Source organism: Atribacter laminatus (genome assembly GCF_015775515.1).
GTDB lineage: Bacteria > Atribacterota > Atribacteria > Atribacterales > Atribacteraceae > Atribacter > Atribacter laminatus.
The window spans coordinates 2,878,243-2,898,719 of the sequence record NZ_CP065383.1; the positions used below are offsets into that span (position 1 = coordinate 2,878,243).

34 protein-coding genes and 1 rRNA gene are annotated in these 20,477 nt (G+C 42.1%); all 35 read right to left on the reverse strand.

All coding sequences use genetic code 11. The annotated features are described in order from the left end of the window. Positions 1–3 precede the first annotated feature (3 nt). The 35 genes from RT761_RS12935 to rplC all read right to left on the reverse strand — a co-directional run bounded on the left by RT761_RS12935 (position 4) and on the right by rplC (position 20,477). Positions 4–1,577, reverse strand: a 16S ribosomal RNA gene (locus tag RT761_RS12935). Positions 1,578–2,328: 751 nt separating this feature from the next. Beyond that, complete coding sequence (gene truA / locus RT761_RS12940; RefSeq protein ID WP_218111835.1) at positions 2,329–3,189, reverse strand: tRNA pseudouridine(38-40) synthase TruA; 861 nt, start codon at positions 3,187–3,189, stop codon at positions 2,329–2,331. Positions 3,190–3,207: 18 nt separating this feature from the next. After that, positions 3,208–4,011, reverse strand: a complete 804-nt coding sequence (cbiQ, locus tag RT761_RS12945; protein ID WP_425491277.1) for a cobalt ECF transporter T component CbiQ — start codon at positions 4,009–4,011, stop codon at positions 3,208–3,210. A gap of 4 nt (positions 4,012–4,015) precedes the next feature. Further along, the gene (locus RT761_RS12950; RefSeq protein WP_218111837.1) at positions 4,016–4,879 is read right to left on the reverse strand and encodes an energy-coupling factor transporter ATPase; all 864 of its coding nucleotides are present in this window, start codon (positions 4,877–4,879) and stop codon (positions 4,016–4,018) included. Then, positions 4,864–5,700 (reverse strand): energy-coupling factor transporter ATPase, encoded by an 837-nt coding sequence (locus RT761_RS12955; RefSeq protein WP_425491278.1) that lies wholly within the window; start codon positions 5,698–5,700, stop codon positions 4,864–4,866. The genes RT761_RS12950 and RT761_RS12955 overlap by 16 nt, the downstream gene beginning before the upstream one ends. Before the next feature lie 72 nt (positions 5,701–5,772). Beyond that, positions 5,773–6,117, reverse strand: a complete 345-nt coding sequence (gene rplQ, locus RT761_RS12960) for a 50S ribosomal protein L17 (RefSeq protein ID WP_218111839.1) — start codon at positions 6,115–6,117, stop codon at positions 5,773–5,775. A gap of 8 nt (positions 6,118–6,125) precedes the next feature. Continuing rightward, a complete protein-coding gene (locus tag RT761_RS12965) occupies positions 6,126–7,136 on the reverse strand; it encodes a DNA-directed RNA polymerase subunit alpha (RefSeq protein ID WP_218111840.1) in 1,011 nt (336 codons plus the stop codon). Positions 7,137–7,151: 15 nt separating this feature from the next. Continuing rightward, on the reverse strand, positions 7,152–7,778 hold the full coding sequence (gene rpsD, locus RT761_RS12970) for a 30S ribosomal protein S4 (RefSeq protein ID WP_218111841.1): 627 nt from the start codon (positions 7,776–7,778) through the stop codon (positions 7,152–7,154). Positions 7,779–7,795: 17 nt separating this feature from the next. Continuing rightward, entirely contained in the window at positions 7,796–8,182 is a 387-nt protein-coding gene (gene rpsK, locus RT761_RS12975) for a 30S ribosomal protein S11 (protein WP_218111842.1), read from the reverse strand. 28 nt (positions 8,183–8,210) lie between these two features. Then, entirely contained in the window at positions 8,211–8,579 is a 369-nt protein-coding gene (gene rpsM / locus RT761_RS12980) for a 30S ribosomal protein S13 (RefSeq protein ID WP_218111843.1), read from the reverse strand. An 11-nt stretch (positions 8,580–8,590) separates the two neighbouring features. Next, complete coding sequence (rpmJ, locus tag RT761_RS12985; RefSeq protein WP_218111844.1) at positions 8,591–8,704, reverse strand: 50S ribosomal protein L36; 114 nt, start codon at positions 8,702–8,704, stop codon at positions 8,591–8,593. A gap of 179 nt (positions 8,705–8,883) precedes the next feature. Further along, complete coding sequence (infA, locus tag RT761_RS12990) at positions 8,884–9,102, reverse strand: translation initiation factor IF-1 (RefSeq protein WP_218111845.1); 219 nt, start codon at positions 9,100–9,102, stop codon at positions 8,884–8,886. Positions 9,103–9,107: 5 nt separating this feature from the next. Next, a complete protein-coding gene (gene map / locus RT761_RS12995) occupies positions 9,108–9,869 on the reverse strand; it encodes a type I methionyl aminopeptidase (RefSeq protein WP_218111846.1) in 762 nt (253 codons plus the stop codon). Next, the gene (locus RT761_RS13000) at positions 9,866–10,519 is read right to left on the reverse strand and encodes an adenylate kinase (RefSeq protein ID WP_218111847.1); all 654 of its coding nucleotides are present in this window, start codon (positions 10,517–10,519) and stop codon (positions 9,866–9,868) included. The genes map and RT761_RS13000 overlap by 4 nt, the downstream gene beginning before the upstream one ends. Positions 10,520–10,540: 21 nt before the next feature. Then, positions 10,541–11,809, reverse strand: coding sequence for a preprotein translocase subunit SecY (gene secY / locus RT761_RS13005; protein ID WP_218111848.1), 1,269 nt, complete (start codon positions 11,807–11,809; stop codon positions 10,541–10,543). 2 nt (positions 11,810–11,811) lie between these two features. Then, a complete protein-coding gene (gene rplO / locus RT761_RS13010) occupies positions 11,812–12,252 on the reverse strand; it encodes a 50S ribosomal protein L15 (protein ID WP_218111849.1) in 441 nt (146 codons plus the stop codon). Next, positions 12,249–12,458 carry a 50S ribosomal protein L30 gene (rpmD, locus tag RT761_RS13015; RefSeq protein WP_218111850.1) on the reverse strand — a complete coding sequence of 70 codons (210 nt, stop codon included), beginning with the start codon at positions 12,456–12,458 and terminating at the stop codon, positions 12,249–12,251. The genes rplO and rpmD overlap by 4 nt, the downstream gene beginning before the upstream one ends. 15 nt (positions 12,459–12,473) lie before the next feature. After that, on the reverse strand, positions 12,474–12,980 hold the full coding sequence (rpsE, locus tag RT761_RS13020) for a 30S ribosomal protein S5 (protein ID WP_218111851.1): 507 nt from the start codon (positions 12,978–12,980) through the stop codon (positions 12,474–12,476). A gap of 17 nt (positions 12,981–12,997) precedes the next feature. Next, a complete protein-coding gene (gene rplR, locus RT761_RS13025) occupies positions 12,998–13,357 on the reverse strand; it encodes a 50S ribosomal protein L18 (RefSeq protein ID WP_218111852.1) in 360 nt (119 codons plus the stop codon). Positions 13,358–13,369: 12 nt separating this feature from the next. Next, complete coding sequence (rplF, locus tag RT761_RS13030; RefSeq protein ID WP_218111853.1) at positions 13,370–13,906, reverse strand: 50S ribosomal protein L6; 537 nt, start codon at positions 13,904–13,906, stop codon at positions 13,370–13,372. A 16-nt stretch (positions 13,907–13,922) separates the two neighbouring features. Next, the gene (rpsH, locus tag RT761_RS13035) at positions 13,923–14,324 is read right to left on the reverse strand and encodes a 30S ribosomal protein S8 (protein WP_218111854.1); all 402 of its coding nucleotides are present in this window, start codon (positions 14,322–14,324) and stop codon (positions 13,923–13,925) included. A 15-nt stretch (positions 14,325–14,339) separates the two neighbouring features. Continuing rightward, the gene (locus RT761_RS13040; RefSeq protein ID WP_218111855.1) at positions 14,340–14,525 is read right to left on the reverse strand and encodes a type Z 30S ribosomal protein S14; all 186 of its coding nucleotides are present in this window, start codon (positions 14,523–14,525) and stop codon (positions 14,340–14,342) included. A gap of 14 nt (positions 14,526–14,539) precedes the next feature. Beyond that, positions 14,540–15,079, reverse strand: a complete 540-nt coding sequence (gene rplE / locus RT761_RS13045) for a 50S ribosomal protein L5 (protein ID WP_218111856.1) — start codon at positions 15,077–15,079, stop codon at positions 14,540–14,542. 14 nt (positions 15,080–15,093) lie between these two features. Continuing rightward, positions 15,094–15,435 (reverse strand): 50S ribosomal protein L24, encoded by a 342-nt coding sequence (rplX, locus tag RT761_RS13050; protein WP_425491279.1) that lies wholly within the window; start codon positions 15,433–15,435, stop codon positions 15,094–15,096. 17 nt (positions 15,436–15,452) lie between these two features. After that, on the reverse strand, positions 15,453–15,821 hold the full coding sequence (gene rplN, locus RT761_RS13055; RefSeq protein WP_218111858.1) for a 50S ribosomal protein L14: 369 nt from the start codon (positions 15,819–15,821) through the stop codon (positions 15,453–15,455). Continuing rightward, positions 15,796–16,086, reverse strand: a complete 291-nt coding sequence (rpsQ, locus tag RT761_RS13060; protein WP_218111859.1) for a 30S ribosomal protein S17 — start codon at positions 16,084–16,086, stop codon at positions 15,796–15,798. Before rpsQ ends, rplN begins: the two co-directional genes overlap by 26 nt. After that, entirely contained in the window at positions 16,079–16,300 is a 222-nt protein-coding gene (gene rpmC, locus RT761_RS13065; protein ID WP_218111860.1) for a 50S ribosomal protein L29, read from the reverse strand. Before rpmC ends, rpsQ begins: the two co-directional genes overlap by 8 nt. 11 nt (positions 16,301–16,311) lie before the next feature. Next, entirely contained in the window at positions 16,312–16,722 is a 411-nt protein-coding gene (gene rplP, locus RT761_RS13070; RefSeq protein WP_218111861.1) for a 50S ribosomal protein L16, read from the reverse strand. After that, on the reverse strand, positions 16,700–17,416 hold the full coding sequence (gene rpsC / locus RT761_RS13075) for a 30S ribosomal protein S3 (protein ID WP_218111862.1): 717 nt from the start codon (positions 17,414–17,416) through the stop codon (positions 16,700–16,702). The genes rplP and rpsC overlap by 23 nt, the downstream gene beginning before the upstream one ends. Beyond that, positions 17,417–17,761: a 50S ribosomal protein L22 gene (rplV, locus tag RT761_RS13080; RefSeq protein WP_218111863.1), complete on the reverse strand. Its 345-nt coding sequence runs from the start codon at positions 17,759–17,761 to the stop codon at positions 17,417–17,419. It abuts the gene before it with no gap. Positions 17,762–17,778: 17 nt separating this feature from the next. After that, a complete protein-coding gene (gene rpsS / locus RT761_RS13085) occupies positions 17,779–18,063 on the reverse strand; it encodes a 30S ribosomal protein S19 (RefSeq protein ID WP_218111864.1) in 285 nt (94 codons plus the stop codon). Positions 18,064–18,081: 18 nt separating this feature from the next. Then, a complete protein-coding gene (rplB, locus tag RT761_RS13090) occupies positions 18,082–18,906 on the reverse strand; it encodes a 50S ribosomal protein L2 (RefSeq protein ID WP_218111865.1) in 825 nt (274 codons plus the stop codon). 20 nt (positions 18,907–18,926) lie between these two features. Next, entirely contained in the window at positions 18,927–19,214 is a 288-nt protein-coding gene (locus RT761_RS13095) for a 50S ribosomal protein L23 (protein WP_218111866.1), read from the reverse strand. After that, entirely contained in the window at positions 19,211–19,834 is a 624-nt protein-coding gene (rplD, locus tag RT761_RS13100; RefSeq protein ID WP_218111867.1) for a 50S ribosomal protein L4, read from the reverse strand. Before rplD ends, RT761_RS13095 begins: the two co-directional genes overlap by 4 nt. Positions 19,835–19,844: 10 nt before the next feature. Further along, positions 19,845–20,477, reverse strand: a complete 633-nt coding sequence (rplC, locus tag RT761_RS13105; RefSeq protein ID WP_218111868.1) for a 50S ribosomal protein L3 — start codon at positions 20,475–20,477, stop codon at positions 19,845–19,847.

Here is a 20,477-nt window from a genome sequence, read left to right on the forward strand (position 1 = left end):
TAGAAAGGAGGTGATCCAGCCGCAGGTTCCCCTACGGCTACCTTGTTACGACTTCACCCCAATCACCGACCCTACCTTCGACACCTGCCTCCCTTGCGGGTTAGCTCAGTGACTTCAGGTAAAATCGACTTTCGTGGTGTGACGGGCGGTGTGTACAAGGCCCGGGAACGCATTCACCGCGCCGTAGCTGATACGCGATTACTAGCGATTCCGCGTTCATGCAGGCGAGTTGCAGCCTGCAATCCCAACTGGGGCCAGCTTTTTGGGATTGGCTCCCCCTCGCGGGTTCGCAACCCTCTGTACTGGCCATTGTAGCACGTGTGTCGCCCAGGACATAAGGGCCATGCGGATTTGACGTCATCCCCACCTTCCTCCGGTTTGTCACCGGCAGTCCCCTTAGAGTGCTCAAGCATAACCTGGTCGCAACTAAGGGTAAGGGTTGCGCTCGTTGCGGGACTTAACCCAACATCTCACGACACGAGCTGACGACAACCATGCAGCACCTGTGCTGGCTCCCTCGGAAAACCGAAGGTCGTCACCCTTTCAGGCTTCTACCACCAGCATGTCAAACCCTGGTAAGGTTCTTCGCGTTGCATCGAATTAAACCACATGCTCCACCGCTTGTGCGGGCCCCCGTCAATTCCTTTGAGTTTCAACCTTGCGGCCGTACTCCCCAGGCGGGATACTTAATGCGTTAGCTGCGGCACGGAAGGGGTCGAACCTCCCACACCTAGTATCCATCGTTTACGGCCAGGACTACCCGGGTATCTAATCCGGTTCGCTCCCCTGGCTTTCGCTCCTCAGCGTCAGCAACAGACCAGAAAGCCGTCTTCACCACTGGTGTTCCTCCCGATATCTACGCATTTCACCGCTACACCGGGAATTCCACTTTCCTTTTCTGTCCTCAAGCCGGCCGGTTTCCCGCGACCCTCCCCGGTTGAGCCGGGGGATTTTACGCGAGACCTGATCGGCCGCCTACGAGCTCTTTACGCCCAGTAAATCCGGACAACGCTTGCTCCTTACGTATTACCGCGGCTGCTGGCACGTAATTAGCCGGAGCTTTCTCCTGGGGTACCGTCAGCGGGATGAATTATTCACGCACCCCGTTTTCTTCCCCCAGAACAGGAGTTTACGACCCGAAGGCCTTCATCCTCCACGCGGCGTCGCTGGGTCAGGCTTTCGCCCATTGCCCAAAATTCCTCACTGCTGCCTCCCGTAGGAGTCTGGGCCGTGTCTCAGTCCCAGTGTGGCTGACCATCCTCTCAGACCAGCTACCCGTCATTGCCTTGGTGAGCCATTACCTCGCCAACCAGCTGATGGGGCGCGAGCCTCTCTTCTGGTGTGAGCTTCTTACGAAGCCCACTTTTCTCACTGACCCGGCGGTCAGGGAGCATATGGGGTATTAGCCACCCTTTCGGACAGTTATCCCCCACCGGAAGGTGAGTTACTCACGTGTTACTCACCCGTTCGCCACTCAAGTGTCACCTTTCTTACGAAAAAAGACACTCGCGTTCGACTTGCATGTGTTAGGCACGCCGCCAGCGTTCGTCCTGAGCCAGGATCAAACCCTCCGTGACACATCTGTATCACAATCTTTTCTCCTATTTGAAAAAAAGATGTGGGTTTCAATCTCGGCCCGAATGTGGACCGCTTGTTACTTGGAAACTTCTTTTGGAAGTAGGCGGAATATTTACTTTTCAAGGTACTCTAGCTTTCGGGTTTTTTACCTTAACCCGAGTGCAAGAGTTAATTTAACACAGCCTATATGGAATTGTCAACCATACCTTAGGTTTTTTTTAAATATTTTTAATTGAGTCTCTTCCCCTATACGGTCATACCAGATGTGGATGAAAACTCAAGATTCGACATGCCATGGCATGTCGCTACATTAATCGGGCGCAATTCATTGCGCTAATACAATTTTATATTCTTTATTAGGGGCTTGATTTATCATGCTCGTGTATTTTCAGGATAGACTCTCATGCCACTTTCGTGGCACCAGATGAAGATGAAAATATATACTCAAGAACCAATTTCCCCCTTTAGAAAAGGGGGTAGAGGAGATTTTAAAAGAACTGGAAAAAATCGAATCTCGAATCATTTCCTTTTATCCAAAGGGAGAGAATTAAAAAAGATTGAACTCATGAGATTGCCACGTCACTTCGTTCCTCGCAATGACGAGTAAGAGTTCCTTCTCCCTTGATGGGAGAAGGTGAGGATGAGGGTGAAAGCCCAGGATGAGATCCTGGTTGGTTGTTTAATATGAGTTACCTATTAAAATCGTTCCGGTATTTTCAAGATAGAAAAATAGCAGAGATTATTGTTTCATTATTTAAATATTGAGCCCTTATTTTGAAAGAAAAACGGAAAGGAAAGTGAAAAGTGATCACTTTCCCCAAAATCATAGTCTGGATAAAAAACCCGGGTAAGATACAACCCGTGAGGAGGTAGGCATAACCGATGCTTCCCTCGGTTGGGTTGGGACAAAGCAAAGTGAAGGTCATCAATCTTTTTCTTCCCCAACTGAACCATCCAGATTTCCCCTAAAAGGATTCGAACCATTTTATACAAAAAACCATTTCCTACGATCCGAAAAGACAAAAAACCATCTTTATAATCACAAACTTCAAATTGATGAATTTCACGAACCATGTTCACTGCGGAGCTTCCAGAAGCACTATAGGCAGTGAAATCATGTTCCCCTAAAAAGAGATTGATACATTCTTTTAAAAGTGGCCAATCAATCCGGTAATTTCCCGGGTAAAACATATAATGACGCATAAACACTGGAAATTGGCTTCCACAATACATCCAATAATGATACTCTTTGCCGGTAGCGTCTTTGCGAGCATTAAAGGAGAAAGGGGCTTCTTGAAGGTGTATCACTCTGATATCTGGAGGAAGGTAGGAATTTAACGCCCGAAATAGAGGAGGTATATCCAAGTTTAATTCGACATGGCAGTTCGCCACCTGTCCTAAAGCATGAACTCCGGCATCAGTTCGACCTGATGCATGGAGAACGACCGGTTGATTTAGAACTGATGAGAGTCCTTGAGTGAGAACCGATTGGACGCTCCGGTGATTTGGTTGACTTTGCCAGCCAAAATAATTGGTTCCATCATATTCGATTATCATTACCAAATTGTTTCTTTTAGTGCTTCTCGATGTACTATCTTTCAATTTATGCATGAATATCTTAAGTTTCCTTTACCAAATAAACCGGGACAAAAAAATAACCATAGTTATAAAAATTATAGTAATACTAAGAAAAAGAATATCAGCTTTCCGCAACTTTAGGATTCGTAGGCGACTCCGACCGATACCACCACGATAACAACGAGATTCCATGGCAATCGCTAAGTCATCAGCTCGTTTAAATGAATTAATAAATAAGGGAACCAATAACGGAATAAGATTTTTAGCTCGTTGAATCAAACTTCCCGATTCAAAATCGGCTCCTCTAGCTTGTTGGGCTTTAATGATTCGGTCAGCTTCTTCCATTAAGGTCGGTATAAAACGGATGGCGATTGTCATCATCATCGCTAATTCATGAGCAGGAAAACCCCATTTCTTGAAAGGACTCATGAGTGATTCCAATCCATCGGTCAATTCAACTGGTGAAGTAGTAAGGGTTAAAAGAGCGGTACATAAAATTAAAAGACAAAGTCGAACAATGATAAATAACCCGCGGATAAGCCCCTCTCTGGAAACATGCAGAACACCATACTCCCAAATATAATCTCCAGGGGTAAAAAAAACCTGTAAAACCAGAGTAAAAGCCAGTAGGAAAAGAATCGGTTTCAAACTTTTTCCGATATAAGAAATTGGTATTCGGGCTGTTATGGTTAACAAAATGATAAAACTTCCAATAAAAAGAAAGGATAGCCATTCCTTAACAATAAATAAAACAACAATAAGAATAGCCGAAATTAGGATTTTTACTCGAGGATCCAGCCGGTGGATGGGCGATTCAATTGGGATAAATTGTCCAATCGCTATGCTCTTTCCCAGCATATTATTGGCATCCTCCATTTAATATCTTTTCTTCTATTTGTTCAGATAATTCCTGAGCGGTTAAAATTCCTTCTCCAATGTCAAATCCTTTTTTTCGAAGTAATTCAGCTATTTGAGCAGTAGTAGGCGGCTTTATTCCATAGCGTTCTATAACTTCTCCCTGAGAAAAAATTTGACGTACTGGACCATCTAATCCAATAGTCCCTTTATCCATCACAATTATTCTTTCCGCAATCATGGCCAAGTCATCCATGCTATGGGATACTAGGATCAGGGTTGTCCCATTTTCTTCTCGTAGGCTTTTCAGTTTCCCCAGAATGAGTCTTTTCCCCTCCGGATCAAGTCCAGCCGTTGGCTCATCTAAAATTAAGGCTTCGGGCCGCATTGACAGAATACTGGCAATGGCAACTCGTCTCATTTGGCCTCCGCTTAATTCGAAGGGATTCTTTTTATTCAATTCCTGGTAATCCAAACCAACACTTTCCAAAGCCCATTTAACAGTTACTTCTAAGCTTTCACCACTCACACCGTTATTTCGAGGTCCGAAGGCAACCTCGTCAAAAACCGTTTCTTCAAATATTTGATGTTCAGGATATTGAAACACCAAACCAATTTTACTTCGTATTCCTTTCAGCCGGGAGCCTTTTTTTTGGACTTTTTCATCATCAATGAAAACTGATCCTTGAGCGGGGAAAAGGAGAGCATTAAAGTGCTGAATGAGGGTGGATTTTCCACAGCCAGTTCTTCCAATAATACCTACTGACTCTCCCCTGTCAATAGTGAGAGTGACATTCTTAAGAGCTTGAACTTCAAAAGGAGTATTTTGGAAATAACTGTAATAGACATTTTCTAGACGAATGAACACAAGGCAGCCACCAATTCTTCTGCTTGAAGCGGAAGGGAAGGAAATAGTTCGGGAAACCGACTCCGAAGGATCCAGGCAGTTTCCGATACCAATGGGAGCTCTAAACCCCATTCATATATTTGATCTCTCTGATTAAATATATCAGTTGGTCTTCCCTGAGCAACAATTTGGCCTTGATCCATGATAATAACCCGATCAGCATCAACTGCTTCTTCAATATAATGGGTAATGTGGAAAATAGTGATTGATCCACGAAGTTGAGAAATAAGCGACATGATTTCGTTTCTGCCCTCCGGATCAAGCATTGATGTTGCCTCGTCAAGCACTAAATACTCTGGTTGCATAGCCAAAACACCGGCGATTGCGACTCGCTGCTTTTGACCACCAGAAAGAAGGTGGGGTTCTTTTTTTCGAAAATCGTTCATTCCAACAATATTTAATGCTTGATCAATCCGTTTTCGTATTTCATCTTGAGGTACTCCAAGATTCTCTGGTCCAAAGGCAACATCTTCTTCAACGGTTGTGGCAATAATCTGATTATCAGGATTTTGGAAAACCAATCCAACCTTTTGGCGAATATCCCACAAAAATTCTGATTGATTGGTTTTTTTTCCATCTACATTAACCGTTCCTTTTTTGGGAAGTAACAATCCGTTACAGTGCTTGGCTAAGGTTGATTTTCCCGAACCATTCCTTCCCAATAAAACAACAAACTCGCCTTTAGGAATGACAAGCTCAACATTATGAAGAACTTCATCCTTTTTTTCTATTAAGGTTTCATCTTCAGAAAACCAGAAGGACACTCCGTCAAATTCAATCACCTTCACAGGTCCTTTCCATAAAAAAAGCCAGCCCTTTGGCTGGCAGGGTTTACTACAATCCAACTCATTGATTTATTCAGAAAGTATTTCAACCCGTGCCATTGGAGCCCCGTCTCCTTGGCGAAATCTCGTTTTATAAATCCGACAGTATCCCCCTTTTCTTTCTTTCAAGCGTGGAACTAAACTCCTTTGAAGGGTTTTAAAGGCTTCTTTATCGTCAACCCAACGCATTACTTGAATAGTTGTTGCATTAGTTCCTTCGATTGCTTGAGATATAATTCTTTCAAAAAGCGGTTTGAGGTTTTTTGCTTTACACTCAGTTGTTTCCACTGCCCCTGACTTAATCAAGGAAACTAAAAGATTCGATAACATGGCTTCTTTATGGGAAGTCGTGCGACCTAACTTCCCTCTTTTCATTCTATGCCTCATTGGTTGTTCACCTCATTTATATCTACTTTATTGAGTTCGTAACCAAGTTTCTCAACTTTCTCAACAATCTCTTCATAGGTTTTTTGACCCAAGTTTTTGATTTTTTTTAAGTCTTCCGGGTGTTGGTTAATGATCTCTAAAAGTTCATGAAGATTATTAATTCGAGCACGTTTTAAACAATTATAGGCACGAACTGATAATTCTAACTCTTCGATAAGCTTGTCTTCTCCCGTTTCATGCTCTTCTAAGGCAACATCCACTGGAGCCGTTAAATCGTCTGACAGACTTTCCTTAACCAAGCTGTAAATATAGCTAATTTCACCAACCAGCGACTCAAGAGATTTTTTTAAAGCTTCTTGAGGAAGGATAGAGCCGTTGGTCCAAATTTCAAGAATAAGTTTATCAAAGTTGGTAAACTGACCAACCCGAGTATCAACTACACTATAATTTACTTTTCTAACTGGGGTAAATATCGCATCAATTTGAATATTCCGATAATCACGCGCAACCTTTTCGGAAGTCTCCTGATACCCTTTGCCATGATTGACATAAAGAGTCATCGCCAGTTGTCCTTCGTGGTTCAACTCGGCTAAATAATGATCCGGATTAATAATCTCAACATTCGGATTGGGCTGAATATCACGAGCTGTCACTCGCCGGGGAAGGTCGGAATCTTCATTTCCTCTTACATCAATCCTTAGTACTTCCTCTTCTTCTGTTGACGATGAAGAAAGAACCAAACCTTTAACGTTAAGGAGAAGATCGGTAATATCTTCTCTCATTCCCGGAAGAGAAGAAAACTCATGAATGATATTATCGATCTCAACCGAAGTCACCGCTGTTCCTTCCATAGAAGAGAGAAGGACACGCCGAATGGCGTTCCCCAGAGTCACGCCCCATCCTGATTCTAGTGGTTCTATGGAAAATTTCCCATAATGAGCTCGGGTAATCGGATCCTCACGAAGCTCAATTGTTTCAAATTTCATCATTTCCTTAATATCGGGCATACTTACACCTCAAATTTACTTGGAATAAAACTCAACGATCAAAGATTCTTCTACCTGATAATCAATATCATCCCGATTCGGTTCTCGTAACACCGTAAAAGTGAATTGTTCTGGCTGAAATTCTAACCAGCTCGGTGGATTGAGTTGCTCTTTTTCGTCAATAATCTCTTTGATCTTTTTATGCTTTTTCCCAACATCAGTTAATTCAATCTTATCTCCCACTGAAACCATGAAAGAAGGGATATTAACTATTTTTCCGTTCACCTTGAAATGGCGATGGAGCACCATTTGCCGAGCATCACTTCTTGAATCAGCAACTCCCCCTCGGAAAACGACGTTATCCAAGCGCTTTTCTAACAAACGTAAGAAATTTTCACCAGTAACTCCCGGAATACGATTTGCTTTTACAAAATAATTATTAAATTGCCGTTCTGAAATTCCATAAATATAGCGAACTTTTTGTTTCTCTCTCAATTGCACACCATAATCGGAAAGGCGTCTTCGTGAACCTCGGCTCATTCCCGGTGCAAAAGGCCTCTTTTCAAAAGCACATTTAGGAGTCATGCAACGGGGCCCCTTTAAAAATAACTTTACTCCCTGTCGCCGGCATAATCTGCATTTGGCATCGGTATATCTTGACATATGAATTAATCCTCCTCTTAAACCCTTCTTTGCTTGGGTGGTCGGCAACCATTGTGAGGAATTGGAGTCACATCTTTAATCGATTTTATGACCAAACCAGTCGCTTGCAAAGAACGAATAGCTGTTTCACGCCCTGATCCAGGTCCTTTCACCAAAACCTCTATTTCTCTTAAGCCTTGGTCCATGGCTTTTTTTGCAGCCGTCTCAGCAGCTAACTGAGCTGCAAAGGGAGTTCCCTTCTTAGTCCCCTTAAAACCACTTCCTCCCGATGTTGCCCAAGAGATGACATTTCCCTGTCTATCGCTAATTGCAACTATCGTATTATTAAATGTCGATTTAATATGGGCAATTCCTTCGCGAACTACCTTTTTTTCTTTACGTTTCCCTTTTGTTCTTTTAACCAAAGCGCGATGCCTCCTTATTTATAATAAGCTACTTCTTGCGGCTTATCCCAACTGTTCGTTTTGATCCCTTACGAGAACGGGCGTTGGTTCTTGTTCTTTGACCACGAACTGGCATACCTCGCCGATGTCTTATCCCTCGATAAGCACCAATCGAAATCAACCGTTTTATATTTTGAGATACCTGAGAACGCAACTCTCCCTCAACTGGATATTTCTCAACTGCTTTTTGCAGTTTATTCAGCTGTTCATCGGTTAAGTCTTTCACCCGAATACTCGGATCAATCTGGGTTTCTTCAATAATATTTTTCGAAAGCACTGGCCCAATACCATAAATATAAGTTAACGCAATGTCTATCCTTTTGCTGTTCGGTAAATCGACTCCAGCAATTCGAGCCATGGAATAACCTCCTAACCTTGCCTTTGTTTATGTCTTGGGTTAGTACAAATAATAAATACTCTCCCATTACGACGAATAACTTTACATTTTTCACACCTCGGTTTGACCGATGCGCGGACTTTCATTTTAATACCTCCCTATCGAAAATTCAAGACAGAAAAATAAATCATCTCTTTCTTGGGGATCAGTTATGGCTATGACGTTTTAAACCAATTTTGTCTTCCTGAACCCTTGTTTTTTCGGGGCATGAAGACCTTATCCCTTCCTATTTCTGTTTGCGTACTTTAGAAAATTATATAAAATATTATTTATGGCGATAGGTAATGCGCCCCTTGGTCGGATCGTACTTGGAAATTTGAACTGTTACCCTATCTCCCGGCAAGATTCGAATGTAATGCATTCTCATCTTTCCAGAAATATGGGCTAGTATAATTTTTCCACTTTCCAATTCCACCCTGAACATAGCGTTGGGTAAGGGTTCGACTACTTTGCCAATCACTTCAATAAATTCATCTTTGGCCATGTATCCTATTCATCCCCTCTCTTATCCATGGTCAATATCTCCGGTCCATCTTCGGTTATTAGAACCGTATGTTCATAATGAGCTGAAAGCCCCTGATCTCGGGTGACAACTGTCCAACCGTCGTCTAATATTTGAACTTGAAAACCTTTTTCGTTGACCATGGGTTCAATAGCCAGCACCATTCCTTTTTTTATTAACGGACCCTGATTTCTTGATCCGAAGTTTGGTATTTGAGGTTCTTCATGAAGCGAGAGTCCTAATCCATGACCAACAAAATCCCGAACGACTGAGAATTTATTTTTCTCAATGTATTTTTGAATCGCATTGGAAATATCACCAATACGATTTCCCGCTTTTGCTTTCTGTATTCCTTCAAAAAGTGACTCCTTGGCAACCTTAACCAATTGATAAGCTATACCGTTATTATTACCAGCTACAACACTAAAAGCAGCATCGGTAAAATATCCCCGGTAATCAACTCCAATGTCCAAGCTTACCAGATCACCGTCATGGATAACTCTTTCTCCCGGGATACCATGCACTACCTGCTCATTGATAGAAATACATACTGAAGCCGGGAAACCACGGTATCCTTTAAAAGCTGGTCTAGCGCCCCTTTGAACGATAAATTTTTCAACTATTTCATCAATAAAAGCGGTCTTCATTCCTGGTAAGATATGCTTTTTAGCTTCTTTTATAGCATCAGCTAAAATCCCACCGCTGTGCCGCATTAAATTGAGATCACTTTCCTTAAGAAAAATGCTCATTCTTTTATTGACTCCAAAACCTTTTGAACTTGTTGAAACACATCGTCTATCGACCCCTTAGAAGTGACAACCTTGAGAATACTCTGGGAACGATAGTAATCAATTAAAGGTTTGGTTTGTTGCTCATAAGTATTCAATCGATTCATGATAACTTCAGGCCGATCATCAGGTCTTTGTACGACTCGTCCCTGACAGATATCACAGATCTCATCGTTTTTGGGTGGCTTAGAAACCATATTATAAGGAGTTTGACATTTCTCGCAGATCCTTCGTGCCGAGAGCCGTTCGATTACTTCATCGCGATCCACATCAAAATATAAAACCAGGTTCAGCTGAATCCCTATTTCTTTTAAAAGCTGGTTTAATGCTTCAGCCTGTTCAAGATTACGGGGGAAACCATCGAGCATAAAACCATTACGGTAGGTGTCCTGGGTAAGTCTTTCCCGTATAATTCCAATGACCACTTCATCGGGCACTAACTCACCAGACCGAACATATTCTTCGGCTTTTTTTCCCCATTCCGATTTGCTTTGAATAGCTAACCGAATGATATCACCAGTTGAGATCTGTGGTATATTATATTGCTCTTCTATTCTTTTCGCTTGGGTTCCCTTACCAGCCCCTGGTGGTCCAAGGAGCACCATAAACATTTATATAATTCCCCCTTTGAATTATTTTTTAATAAATCCTTCGTAATGTCTCATAAGAAGCTGTGCTTCCAGTTGTCTCACAGTTTCAATAGCTACTCCGACCATGATGATAATTCCTGTTCCACCAAAATAGAGGGTGGTCACATTGGTAACTCTCACCAGCAAATCGGGCAAAACAGCAACGATCATCAAAAAGAGAGCTCCCCACAAAGTGATCCGGGATAAAGACCGATCGAGGTATTCAACGGTTGGCCGACCAGGCCGAATACCAGGGATGAAACCACCATACTTTTTCATATTATCAGCTAATTCCATTGGATTAAAAGTAACCGCTGTATAAAAGAAAGTAAAAAATATGATTAACGCTGCATAAATCGTCAAATATAATGGCGAATTAGGAGTCAAAGCATCGGCAATCGACTTCATAAAAGCCGAGCCTTGGAAAAACTGAGCTAAAGTCGCCGGGAAAAGAAGAATCGAAGATGCAAAGATAATCGGAATAACCCCTCCCTGGATAACTCGGATGGGGATATGGGTACTCTGTCCACCATACATTCTTCGTCCCACTACTCTTTTTGCATATTGAACTGGTATCCTTCTTTGCGCTTCTTGAAATAAAACAACAAAGGCAATAATGAGAATCCAAAATACCAAATTGAGAATAAACATAATCGGATTAATTTCACCAACTCGAATCAAGGCAACCGTGCTCACCATTTGTGGAATAATTCGAGCGACGATACCGGCAAATATAATTAAGGATATTCCATTACCAATACCATAGTCTGACACCAATTCTCCCAACCACATTAGAAACATACTTCCTGCGGTAAGGGTTAAAATAACCGTAATTCGATAGGGAATGCCTGGAGCAAATACTACGCCCATACTCTCTAACCAAACGGTAATACCAAAACCCTGCACTGCTGCCAGAAGAATAGTCCCCCATCGGGTATACTGTGCGATTTTATCGCGGCCTTCTTCACCACTCTTGGCAAGCTCTTCCAGCTTGGGAACTACCGAGGTTAAAAGTTGAAAAATAATTGATGCGTTAATATAAGGCATGATACCCAGTGCTAAGATAGAAAAACGGCTTAACGCTCCTCCGGCAAACATATCTAGAAAACTCAACAAGCCACCCTGAGAAAAAACATTTGCCAGAGCTTGGGGATCAATACCCGGAACCGGGACATGAGCTCCAACTCGAAATATAACCAGCATCAGGAGAGTAAATATAACTCTTTTTTTAAGATCTGGTATTCTAAAAAGCTTCAGCAATGATTCCCACATTTTTAAAGCACCTCGGCTTTTCCGCCCTTTTCTTCAATAAGGGACTTGGCTTTTTTCGAAAAAGCATCCGAACGAACAGTTAAAACTTTATTCAGTTCTCCCTTGGCAAGAATCTTCAATTTGAGAGAGGTGCTTCCAATAAGACCAGCTTCCTTAAGAAGGTCCTTGGTTATTTCAGTTCCTGGCTCAAAGCGATTCAGTTGAGACAGGTTGACAATCTGGTATTCCTCTTGAGTAAAGGAATGAAACCCTCGTTTTGGTATCCGCCGAACGAAGGGCATTTGTCCTCCTTCAAAATGAGCGCTGATATGGGTTCCTGATCGAGATTTTTGTCCATTTTCACCCCGACAAGCATTTTTCCCATGGCCTGAACCAATTCCGCGTCCAACTCTTTTGCTGCGGTGGAATGATCCATTCTGTGGTTTGAGGTCATTAATTTTCATTCAGAAACCGTCTCCTCTCCTTCGATATTTTCAACCTCTAAGAGATATGAAACCTTATTGACCATGCCTCGAATAGAGGGGTTGTCATCTTGAATGACACTATGGTTCACTTTCCTGAGTCCCAATGATTGCACAGTTCTTTTGTGTGATTTTAATCTCCCAATCACACTTTTTCTTAGGGTAATTTTCAGTAATTTTTTAGTCATAAACCTATCACTCCGCTATACTCTTTCGAAAAAATCCTGGGAATTTTTTTCTCTCAAATGAGCTATTTCCCGAGGATCCTTAAGGCTCATTAATCCTTGCAAAGTAGCATTGGCAACATTAACAGGATTATTGGTCCCTAATGATTTGGTCAATATATCGCGAATACCAGCAACTTCCATTATGGCACGTACCGGACCCCCGGCAATCACACCAGTACCGGGTGAAGCTGGTTTCATAACCACTGAGCCTGCTCCATATTTCCCCAAAACTTCATGGGTAATTGTTGACTTCCTTCTTGGGAAAGAAAACAGCGATTTCTTGGCTCTTTCAACCGCTTTACGAACTGCATCGGGAACTTCTTTAGCCTTTCCGATCCCCAAGCCAACGACTCCATCACCATTCCCTACTGCCACAATCGCTCTGAAACCAAATCGCTTTCCTCCCTTTACAACTTTGCTCACTCGACTAACTGATATTAATCTTTCTTGAAGCTCAAGCCCTTCTGGCTTCACTTTCTGCATTGTCCAACCTCCAAGGATTAAAATTCAAGACCGCCTTCTCGAGCGCTCTCAGCTAAAGCTCTAACCCGACCATGATACCTATTACCACCCCGGTCAAACACCACTTGCTTAATTCCTTTTTGAAGAGCAATTTCAGCAATTCCCTTGCCTACTTCCCGGGCTTTTTCGGTTTTGGTTCCGGAGATAGTTTTCATTGATGGTGAAAGAGTAGAAAAAGCTGCCAAGGTTTCTCCCTTATCATCATCAATAATTTGACTGTAAATATGACTTAAACTCCGGTAAATACAGAGTCGGGGACGTTCGGCGGTTCCTTTTATTTTTGAACGTACTCGTTTATGTCGGTAAAATCTCTTTTGTTTTTTATCTACCAAAGGCATGTTCGGTCCTCCTTACTTCGCCGTGGTCTTCCCCTGTTTTCTTCGGACATATTCATTAATATACTTAATTCCTGTTCCTTTATATGGCTCAGGCTCTCTGATTTTTCTAATGTCAGCTGCCACCTGTCCAACCTGTTCCTTGTTAGCACCTTTCACTTTGATAATTTGTCCTTCAACATCAAATGAAATTCCGCTAGGAGGAACAATTTCCACCGGATGACTAAAACCGAGGTTCATGACCAAAGCGTCTCCTTTTTTCTGAGCTTTATAACCAACTCCGACTAGTTCCAATGATTTTTCAAAACCATCACTAACCCCGTGGACCATGTTGGCAATAAGAGTTCGAGTGAGTCCATGAAGAGACTTGTCAAGCTTCGTCTCTCCTTGCGGAAACACCTTGATCTCATTTTCCTCTTTAACGATTTTCATGCGTGGATGAAATTGCCTCTCTAATAATCCTTTGGGACCCTTCACCCGAACGGATAGACCGTCGATCTCAATATTGACCCCCGAAGGAACAACGATCGATTTTTTTCCTATGCGTGACATATCATGGATCCCCTTTCTACCATATATAACAGATGACCTCTCCGCCAACACCGGATTTTTTTGCGGCTTTTCCAGTCATAATTCCCTGAGAGGTCGATACGATTACCGTTCCCATGCCACCTAAGAGAACGGGTATTTCATCTTTTCCTGCATAAATTCGTAAACCTGGTTTGCTAATTCTTTTTAAACCATTAATAATTCGCTCTTTTTTCATTCCATATTTCAGATCGATTATCATATCACTCGATTTATTCTCGCGAGCAACTATTTTATAACTTTGAATATATCCTTCTTCCTTTAAAATGCGTGCTAATTCACCTTTCAGCTTCGAATAAGGTACTAATACAGAATTTTCTCGCGCCTTCAAAGAATTCCGTATACGGGTAAGCATATCAGCAATAGGATCAGTATGTGCCATTTTAATTATTCCTTCCTACCAACTCGATTTTGTAACACCGGGTATTTCCCCCTTATTAGCAAGGGACCGGAAACAGATTCGACACATGCCAAAATCCCGTAAATATCCTCGGGACCGGCCACACAAGGCGCAACGATTTCGATATCGATTTTTATATTTTAATTGTTGCTGATTTCGAACAATTTTGGCCTTTCGAGCCATTCAATATTCCTCCTTTACTTTCGAAAAGGTAATCCCAATACCTCGAGAAGCGCCTTGGCTTCTTCGTCGGTTTTGGCAGTGGTAACAAAAGTAATGTTCATGCCTCTCACTCTTTCAACTTTATCATAATTAATTTCGGGGAAAATGAGCTGTTCTCGAATTCCAATAGTACAACTCCCTCTACCATCAAAACACCCATCAGGAAATCCTCGAAAGTCTCGAATTCTTGCTATTGAGATATTGAGAAAACGATCCAAAAACTCATACATCCGCTGGCCCCGAAGGGTAACCTTACATCCAATAGGATTTCCTTTTCGCAACTTAAAGTTAGAAATCGATTTTCTCGCTCGGGTAACAACCGGTTTTTGACCGGTTATTGCAGTCAATTCATCAACAGCAAGGTCAAGGAAATGTTGGTTTTGAGTTGCATCTCCTATCCCTTCATTGATAATGACCTTGGTAATTTTTGGTATTTCCATTACATTTCCATACCCAAACCGCTTCATAAGGACCGGTATAACTTCTTTCGTATATTTTTCCTTGGTCACTGACACTCCCAAAATCCTCCTTATACCTTGTCAATAATTTCACTGCATTTTTTGCAGATACGTACCCGGTACTCAGAATCAGAAACGGTTGATCTTTTTATTTTGGTCAACTGATTGCACCGGCTGCATACTAAACGCAAATTGGATATCCTCATCGGACTTTCTTTGGTGATAATACCCCCTTGAGGATTCTCTTGGGTTGCCCGGGTATGTTTTTTTACTAAATTTATACCCTCTACAACCGCCTTCAGATCGGAACGAAGAACGGTCAGAACTTTTCCTCTTTTTCCTCTGTCCTTTCCGTGAATCACTTCAACCGTATCGCCCTTTTTTATTGGTACTTTTATATTTTCCTTTTTCATCATCATCTTCACATCCCTTATACTACTTCTGGAGCGAGGGAGACGATTCTCATAAATTGCTTTTCACGCAGTTCTCGCCCGACTGGTCCGAAAATTCGAGTTCCTCGGGGCACGTTTGCCGGCGTAATGAGAACCGCTGCATTATCATCAAAGCGGATGTAGGTCCCATCCACCCGACCGATTTCTTTACGAGTTCTCACTATAACCGCTCTCACCACTTCGCCCTTCTTCACATTTGATCGTGGCTCGGCTTCTTTAACTGCAGCTATGATTATATCTCCGACCGATGCGTATCGATGTCTCGAGCCACCTAAAACCCGGATACACATAATCTTTTTGGCACCGGTATTATCTGCAACTTCAAGCATTGTTCTCGGTTGAATCAATGTCCTCTCCTCCCTTTACCTTCGCCTTTAAAGTTACATCCACTACTCTCCATCGAACTGTTTTACTGAGAGGCTTGGTTTCTTCGATAATGACCCGATCCCCTATTTCACAAATTCCAGCTTCATCGTGGGCTTTATATTTTTTGGACTTTTTCATTTTCTTTTTATAAAAAGGATGCTCGCTAATTCGTGTTACTCGAACCAGTACAGTTTTATCCATTTTGTTGCTGATAATTTCACCTGTGAATCTTTTTCGGTCAGCCATTTGATTTGACCTCCTGCGTCTTTCCAAACATTTCGCGTTCATTAACTATGGTTTTGATCCGGGCAATATCTTTTTTAACCATATGGATCCGTCGGGGATTTCCTAATTGCCCAGTTATCGCTTGAAATCGTAAATTAAAAAGCTCGGTTCGCAGGTCACTCAATTTTTTATTAAGTTCATCCCCAGTCATATTGCGGATTTCCGAAGCTTTCATTAACAACACCTCTATTCTGCTTTTCTCTCAACTATTCTTGTTTTAATGGGCAACTTCTGAGCAGCTAGGTGAAGTGCCTCATAGGCAATTTCCCGATCAACACCCGAGACTTCAAAAAGAACACGTCCTGGTTTGACCACCGCTACCCATCCCTCAACTGGTCCCTTTCCTTTTCCTTGACGGGTTTCAGTTGGTTTTTTTGTAAAAGGTTTATCGGGAAAAATTCGAATCCATATCTTTCCCTTTTTAAGATGCCGAGAAATGGCTATTCGGGCTGATTCGATTTGAGGGTTGGTTATCCATTGTGGCTCCAATGCTTGCAAACCGAATTCACCAAAATCTACTTTTGCACCGCGGGTTTCTATTCCTCTCATTCTTCCACGGTTTTGTTTTCTATATTTAACTCTCTTCGGAATCAACATAAGCCTTAGTATCCTCCTTACGATTGTCAACCTTAGTACTGGATACTCCCTCCAAAACTTCACCGGTTTTGATCACTTCACCCTTGAAAATCCACACCTTCACTCCTATTTTTCCATAAGTCGTGTTGGCTTCGGTAAATCCATAATCAATATCAGCCCGAAGAGTTTGCAAGGGCAATCGACCTTCACGATACCATTCTTCCCGTGCAATTTCTGCTCCGGAGAGTCTCCCTGAACAAGATATTTTTATTCCAATAGCACCCGATCGAAGAGCGCGGGTAATGGCTTGTTTCATGGCTCGCCGATAAGAAACCCTTCTTTCAATTTGAAAGGCAACATTTTCAGCAACCAAGTAAGCATCAATTTCTGGAACCTTAATCTCATCAACAGTTATTTGAACATTTGGATTATCAACCAGTTTTTGAATCGATTGACGAAGACTTTCAACTTCCGATCCTTTTCGTCCAATTACAATTCCTGGTCGTGAAGTTTTTATGATTATCTTAACCTGGTTGGCAAGTCTTTCTACTTCAACTCCTGAAACTCCGGCTCTTTTCAACTTCTCTCTAACAAATTGCCGAATTTGAAGATCTTCTGCCAAATATTCTCGATATTTTTTATCTGCATACCAGCGAGATTGCCATCCTCGAATAATTCCTAACCTAAGTCCAATCGGATTAACTTTTTGTCCCAATTAACTTCCCTCCTCCATATCTGATACTGCAATGGTAATATGAGAAGTTCTTTTTCGAATAACATATGCTCTTCCCATTGCTCGAGCCCGAATTCTTTTCATGGTTGGACCTTGATCTATAAAAGCCCTTGAAACCACCAAACTATCGGTATCTAAATTCAGGTTATTTTCAGCATTGGCAACTGCCGATTTAAGCACCTTATAAACTAGTCGGGAAGCTTTTTTGGGAACAAATTGAAGCAAAGATAAAGCTTCATCGGCTTTTTTCCCACGGATAATATCTACAACCTGTCGAGCTTTCCGTGGCGATATTTTTATAAATTTTGCGGTCGCTCTCGCTTCCATCTATGTTATCCTCCCTCTTATTTGAGCGACGTTGATCGCTCGGTAGGATTTCCATGACCTTTAAAAGTACGGGTCGGCGCAAACTCACCCAATTTATGTCCTACCATTTGCTCAGTGACATAAACCGGAATATGCTTCTTTCCATTGTGAACTGCAATCGTATGTCCGATCATGTCCGGAATAATCATACTGGCACGCGACCAGGTTTTCAGTACTTTCTTATCACCTTTTTTATTCATTTCTTCAATACGCGAACGTAATTTTAAATCAATATATGGACCCTTTTTCGATGATCGTACCAAAAGGAATTCCTCCTCCCATTATTTTCTTCTCTTCACAATCCATTTATCAGTATTTTTATTCTTGCGGGTTTTATACCCCTTCGTATACTTTCCCCACGGTGTTACTGGCTGTCGTCCACAATGAGCTTTATTCTCTCCACCCCCGTGAGGATGGTCAATCGGGTTCATAGCATTTCCGCGAACTGTGGGTCGAATACCCATCCATCGTTTTCGACCTGCTTTTCCAACCGTGATATTTTCGTGATCAAGATTCCCCACTTGACCAACTGTAGCTAAACAATCAATATGAATAAGCCGAACTTCACCAGAAGATAACCGAATCTGGGTATAGGTTCCTTCTTTTGCCATAAGTTGTCCATAGGAACCAGCAGCTCTAGCTAATTGCGCTCCCTTTCCCTGTTTCATCTCAATGTTATGAATAATAGTTCCAACCGGTATGCTTTTTAATGGGAGAGCATTACCAGGTTGAATCTCCGCTTTTGGACTGGATAATACGGTGTCACCGACTTTCAAACCCAAAGGAGCAATAATATACCGTTTCTCTCCGTCTGCATAAACCAAGAGAGCTATTCTTGCTGATCGGTTAGGATCATATTCGATACTAGCAACCTTAGCTGGTATATCGAATTTATTCCGCTTAAAATCGATGATCCGGTATTTCCGCTTGTGACCACCACCCTGATGACGCACTGCAACTCTTCCCGAACTGTCTCTTCCGGCTTTCCGCCGATGAGAAACAAGAAGCGATTTTTCCGGCGCTCCAGAAGTAATTTCCTCGAAAGTATGCCCGGTCATGTGACGTCGGGGGTTCGTTGTCGGCTTGTATGCCTTAATATTTGCCATAGCAATAATCTCCTTTAGAATTATCCGATATCAAAGGCTTTGATTTTCTCGCCGGGTTTGACATAAACAATTGCTTTTTTCCATGAGCGAGTGTATCCCTCAAAACGTCCCATTCGTTTCACTTTTCCTCTTACATTCATAGTATTGACCTGTAATACCGTAACCCCAAATAAATTATGGACGGCATTTTTGATGTCATTTTTGGTCGCCCGGGGATCAACTCGAAAAACATACTTATTGGCTTTTTGTTGGTCAACCGCTTTTTCAGTTATAATCGGATGAATCAATATCTCCCGGTCTTGAATCATACACCAAACACCTCCTGAATTCCAACCAAAACATCCTTTTCAAAAATCACCACATCACTTTTAACTATACTATAGGTATTGAGTTCATTGCGACTTAACAATTTCACTAATGGCAAATTCGCAAAAGCCCGGAGGATATTCGGGTTTATCTCTGAAACGACTAATAAAACATTTCCTTGAACATTCATCCGGTTGAGAAATTCGATCGCATCCTTGGTTTTCGGTTGATCAATATTGAGCTGATCAATAACCATAACAGCATTATTATTCAGTTTATCAGTTATAGCATGAATTAAAGCCAATCTCTTTTCATTTTTTGGTAGAGGATGACTATACGATCTGGGCTGAGGTCCAAACACTATTCCTCCATGACGCCAAATCGGAGACCGGTTACTTCCGTGCCGGGCTCTTCCGGTACCTTTTTGCCGCCAGGGTTTTCTCCCACCACCATGAACCTCGCTACGGGTTTTGGTTTTAGCGTTTCCCTGCCGTTGATTATCAAGATATCCCTTAACCGAGAGAAAAATGAGATGGGGGTTAATTTCTCTTTGAAAGAGAACATCTTCTAAATTAAGGGTACCAACCTTATTCCCTTCTCTATTCTTTACCTCAAGTTCCATTTCTTTCCTCCTAAACGGCATTCTTTCGCACAAGTACGGTTTGACCGGGTGCGCCAGGTATTGCGCCTTTCACCACTAATAAATCTCTTTCTTCATTGATTTGCACCACGGTTAAATTTTTCATCGTCACTCTCTCTCCACCCATTCTTCCGGGGAGGCCTTTTCCTTTAAAAACTCTCCCGGCATCGGTTCCCCCAATTGAACCTGGAGCTCGGTAATGCATAGAGCCATGAGAGGCTTTCCCACCATGATAACCATGGCGCTTCATAACCCCAGCAAACCCTTTTCCCTTCGATTTTCCAATAATATCGATGGTATCTCCAACCTTAAATCCTGATACCTTAAGGACCTGACCAGATTGAAAAGCCGATAAATCTTTTACTCGAAATTCAACTAATTTTCTTAGGGGTTCAATACCGGCTTTCTTTAAATGGCCTCTGATCGGTTTGTTTACTTTCTTTTCCTTGGTTTCCCCATAGCCAATTTGTACTGCTTCGTAATTATCAGTAGTCTTTTCTTTCTTTTGGACGACATAACAAGGGCCGCATTTAATTATCGTAACCGGTATAGATTCGCCATTATCGGAAAAGATCCGGCTCATACCTACTTTTTCTCCAATCATGCCATACTCTGTTCGTGGCAT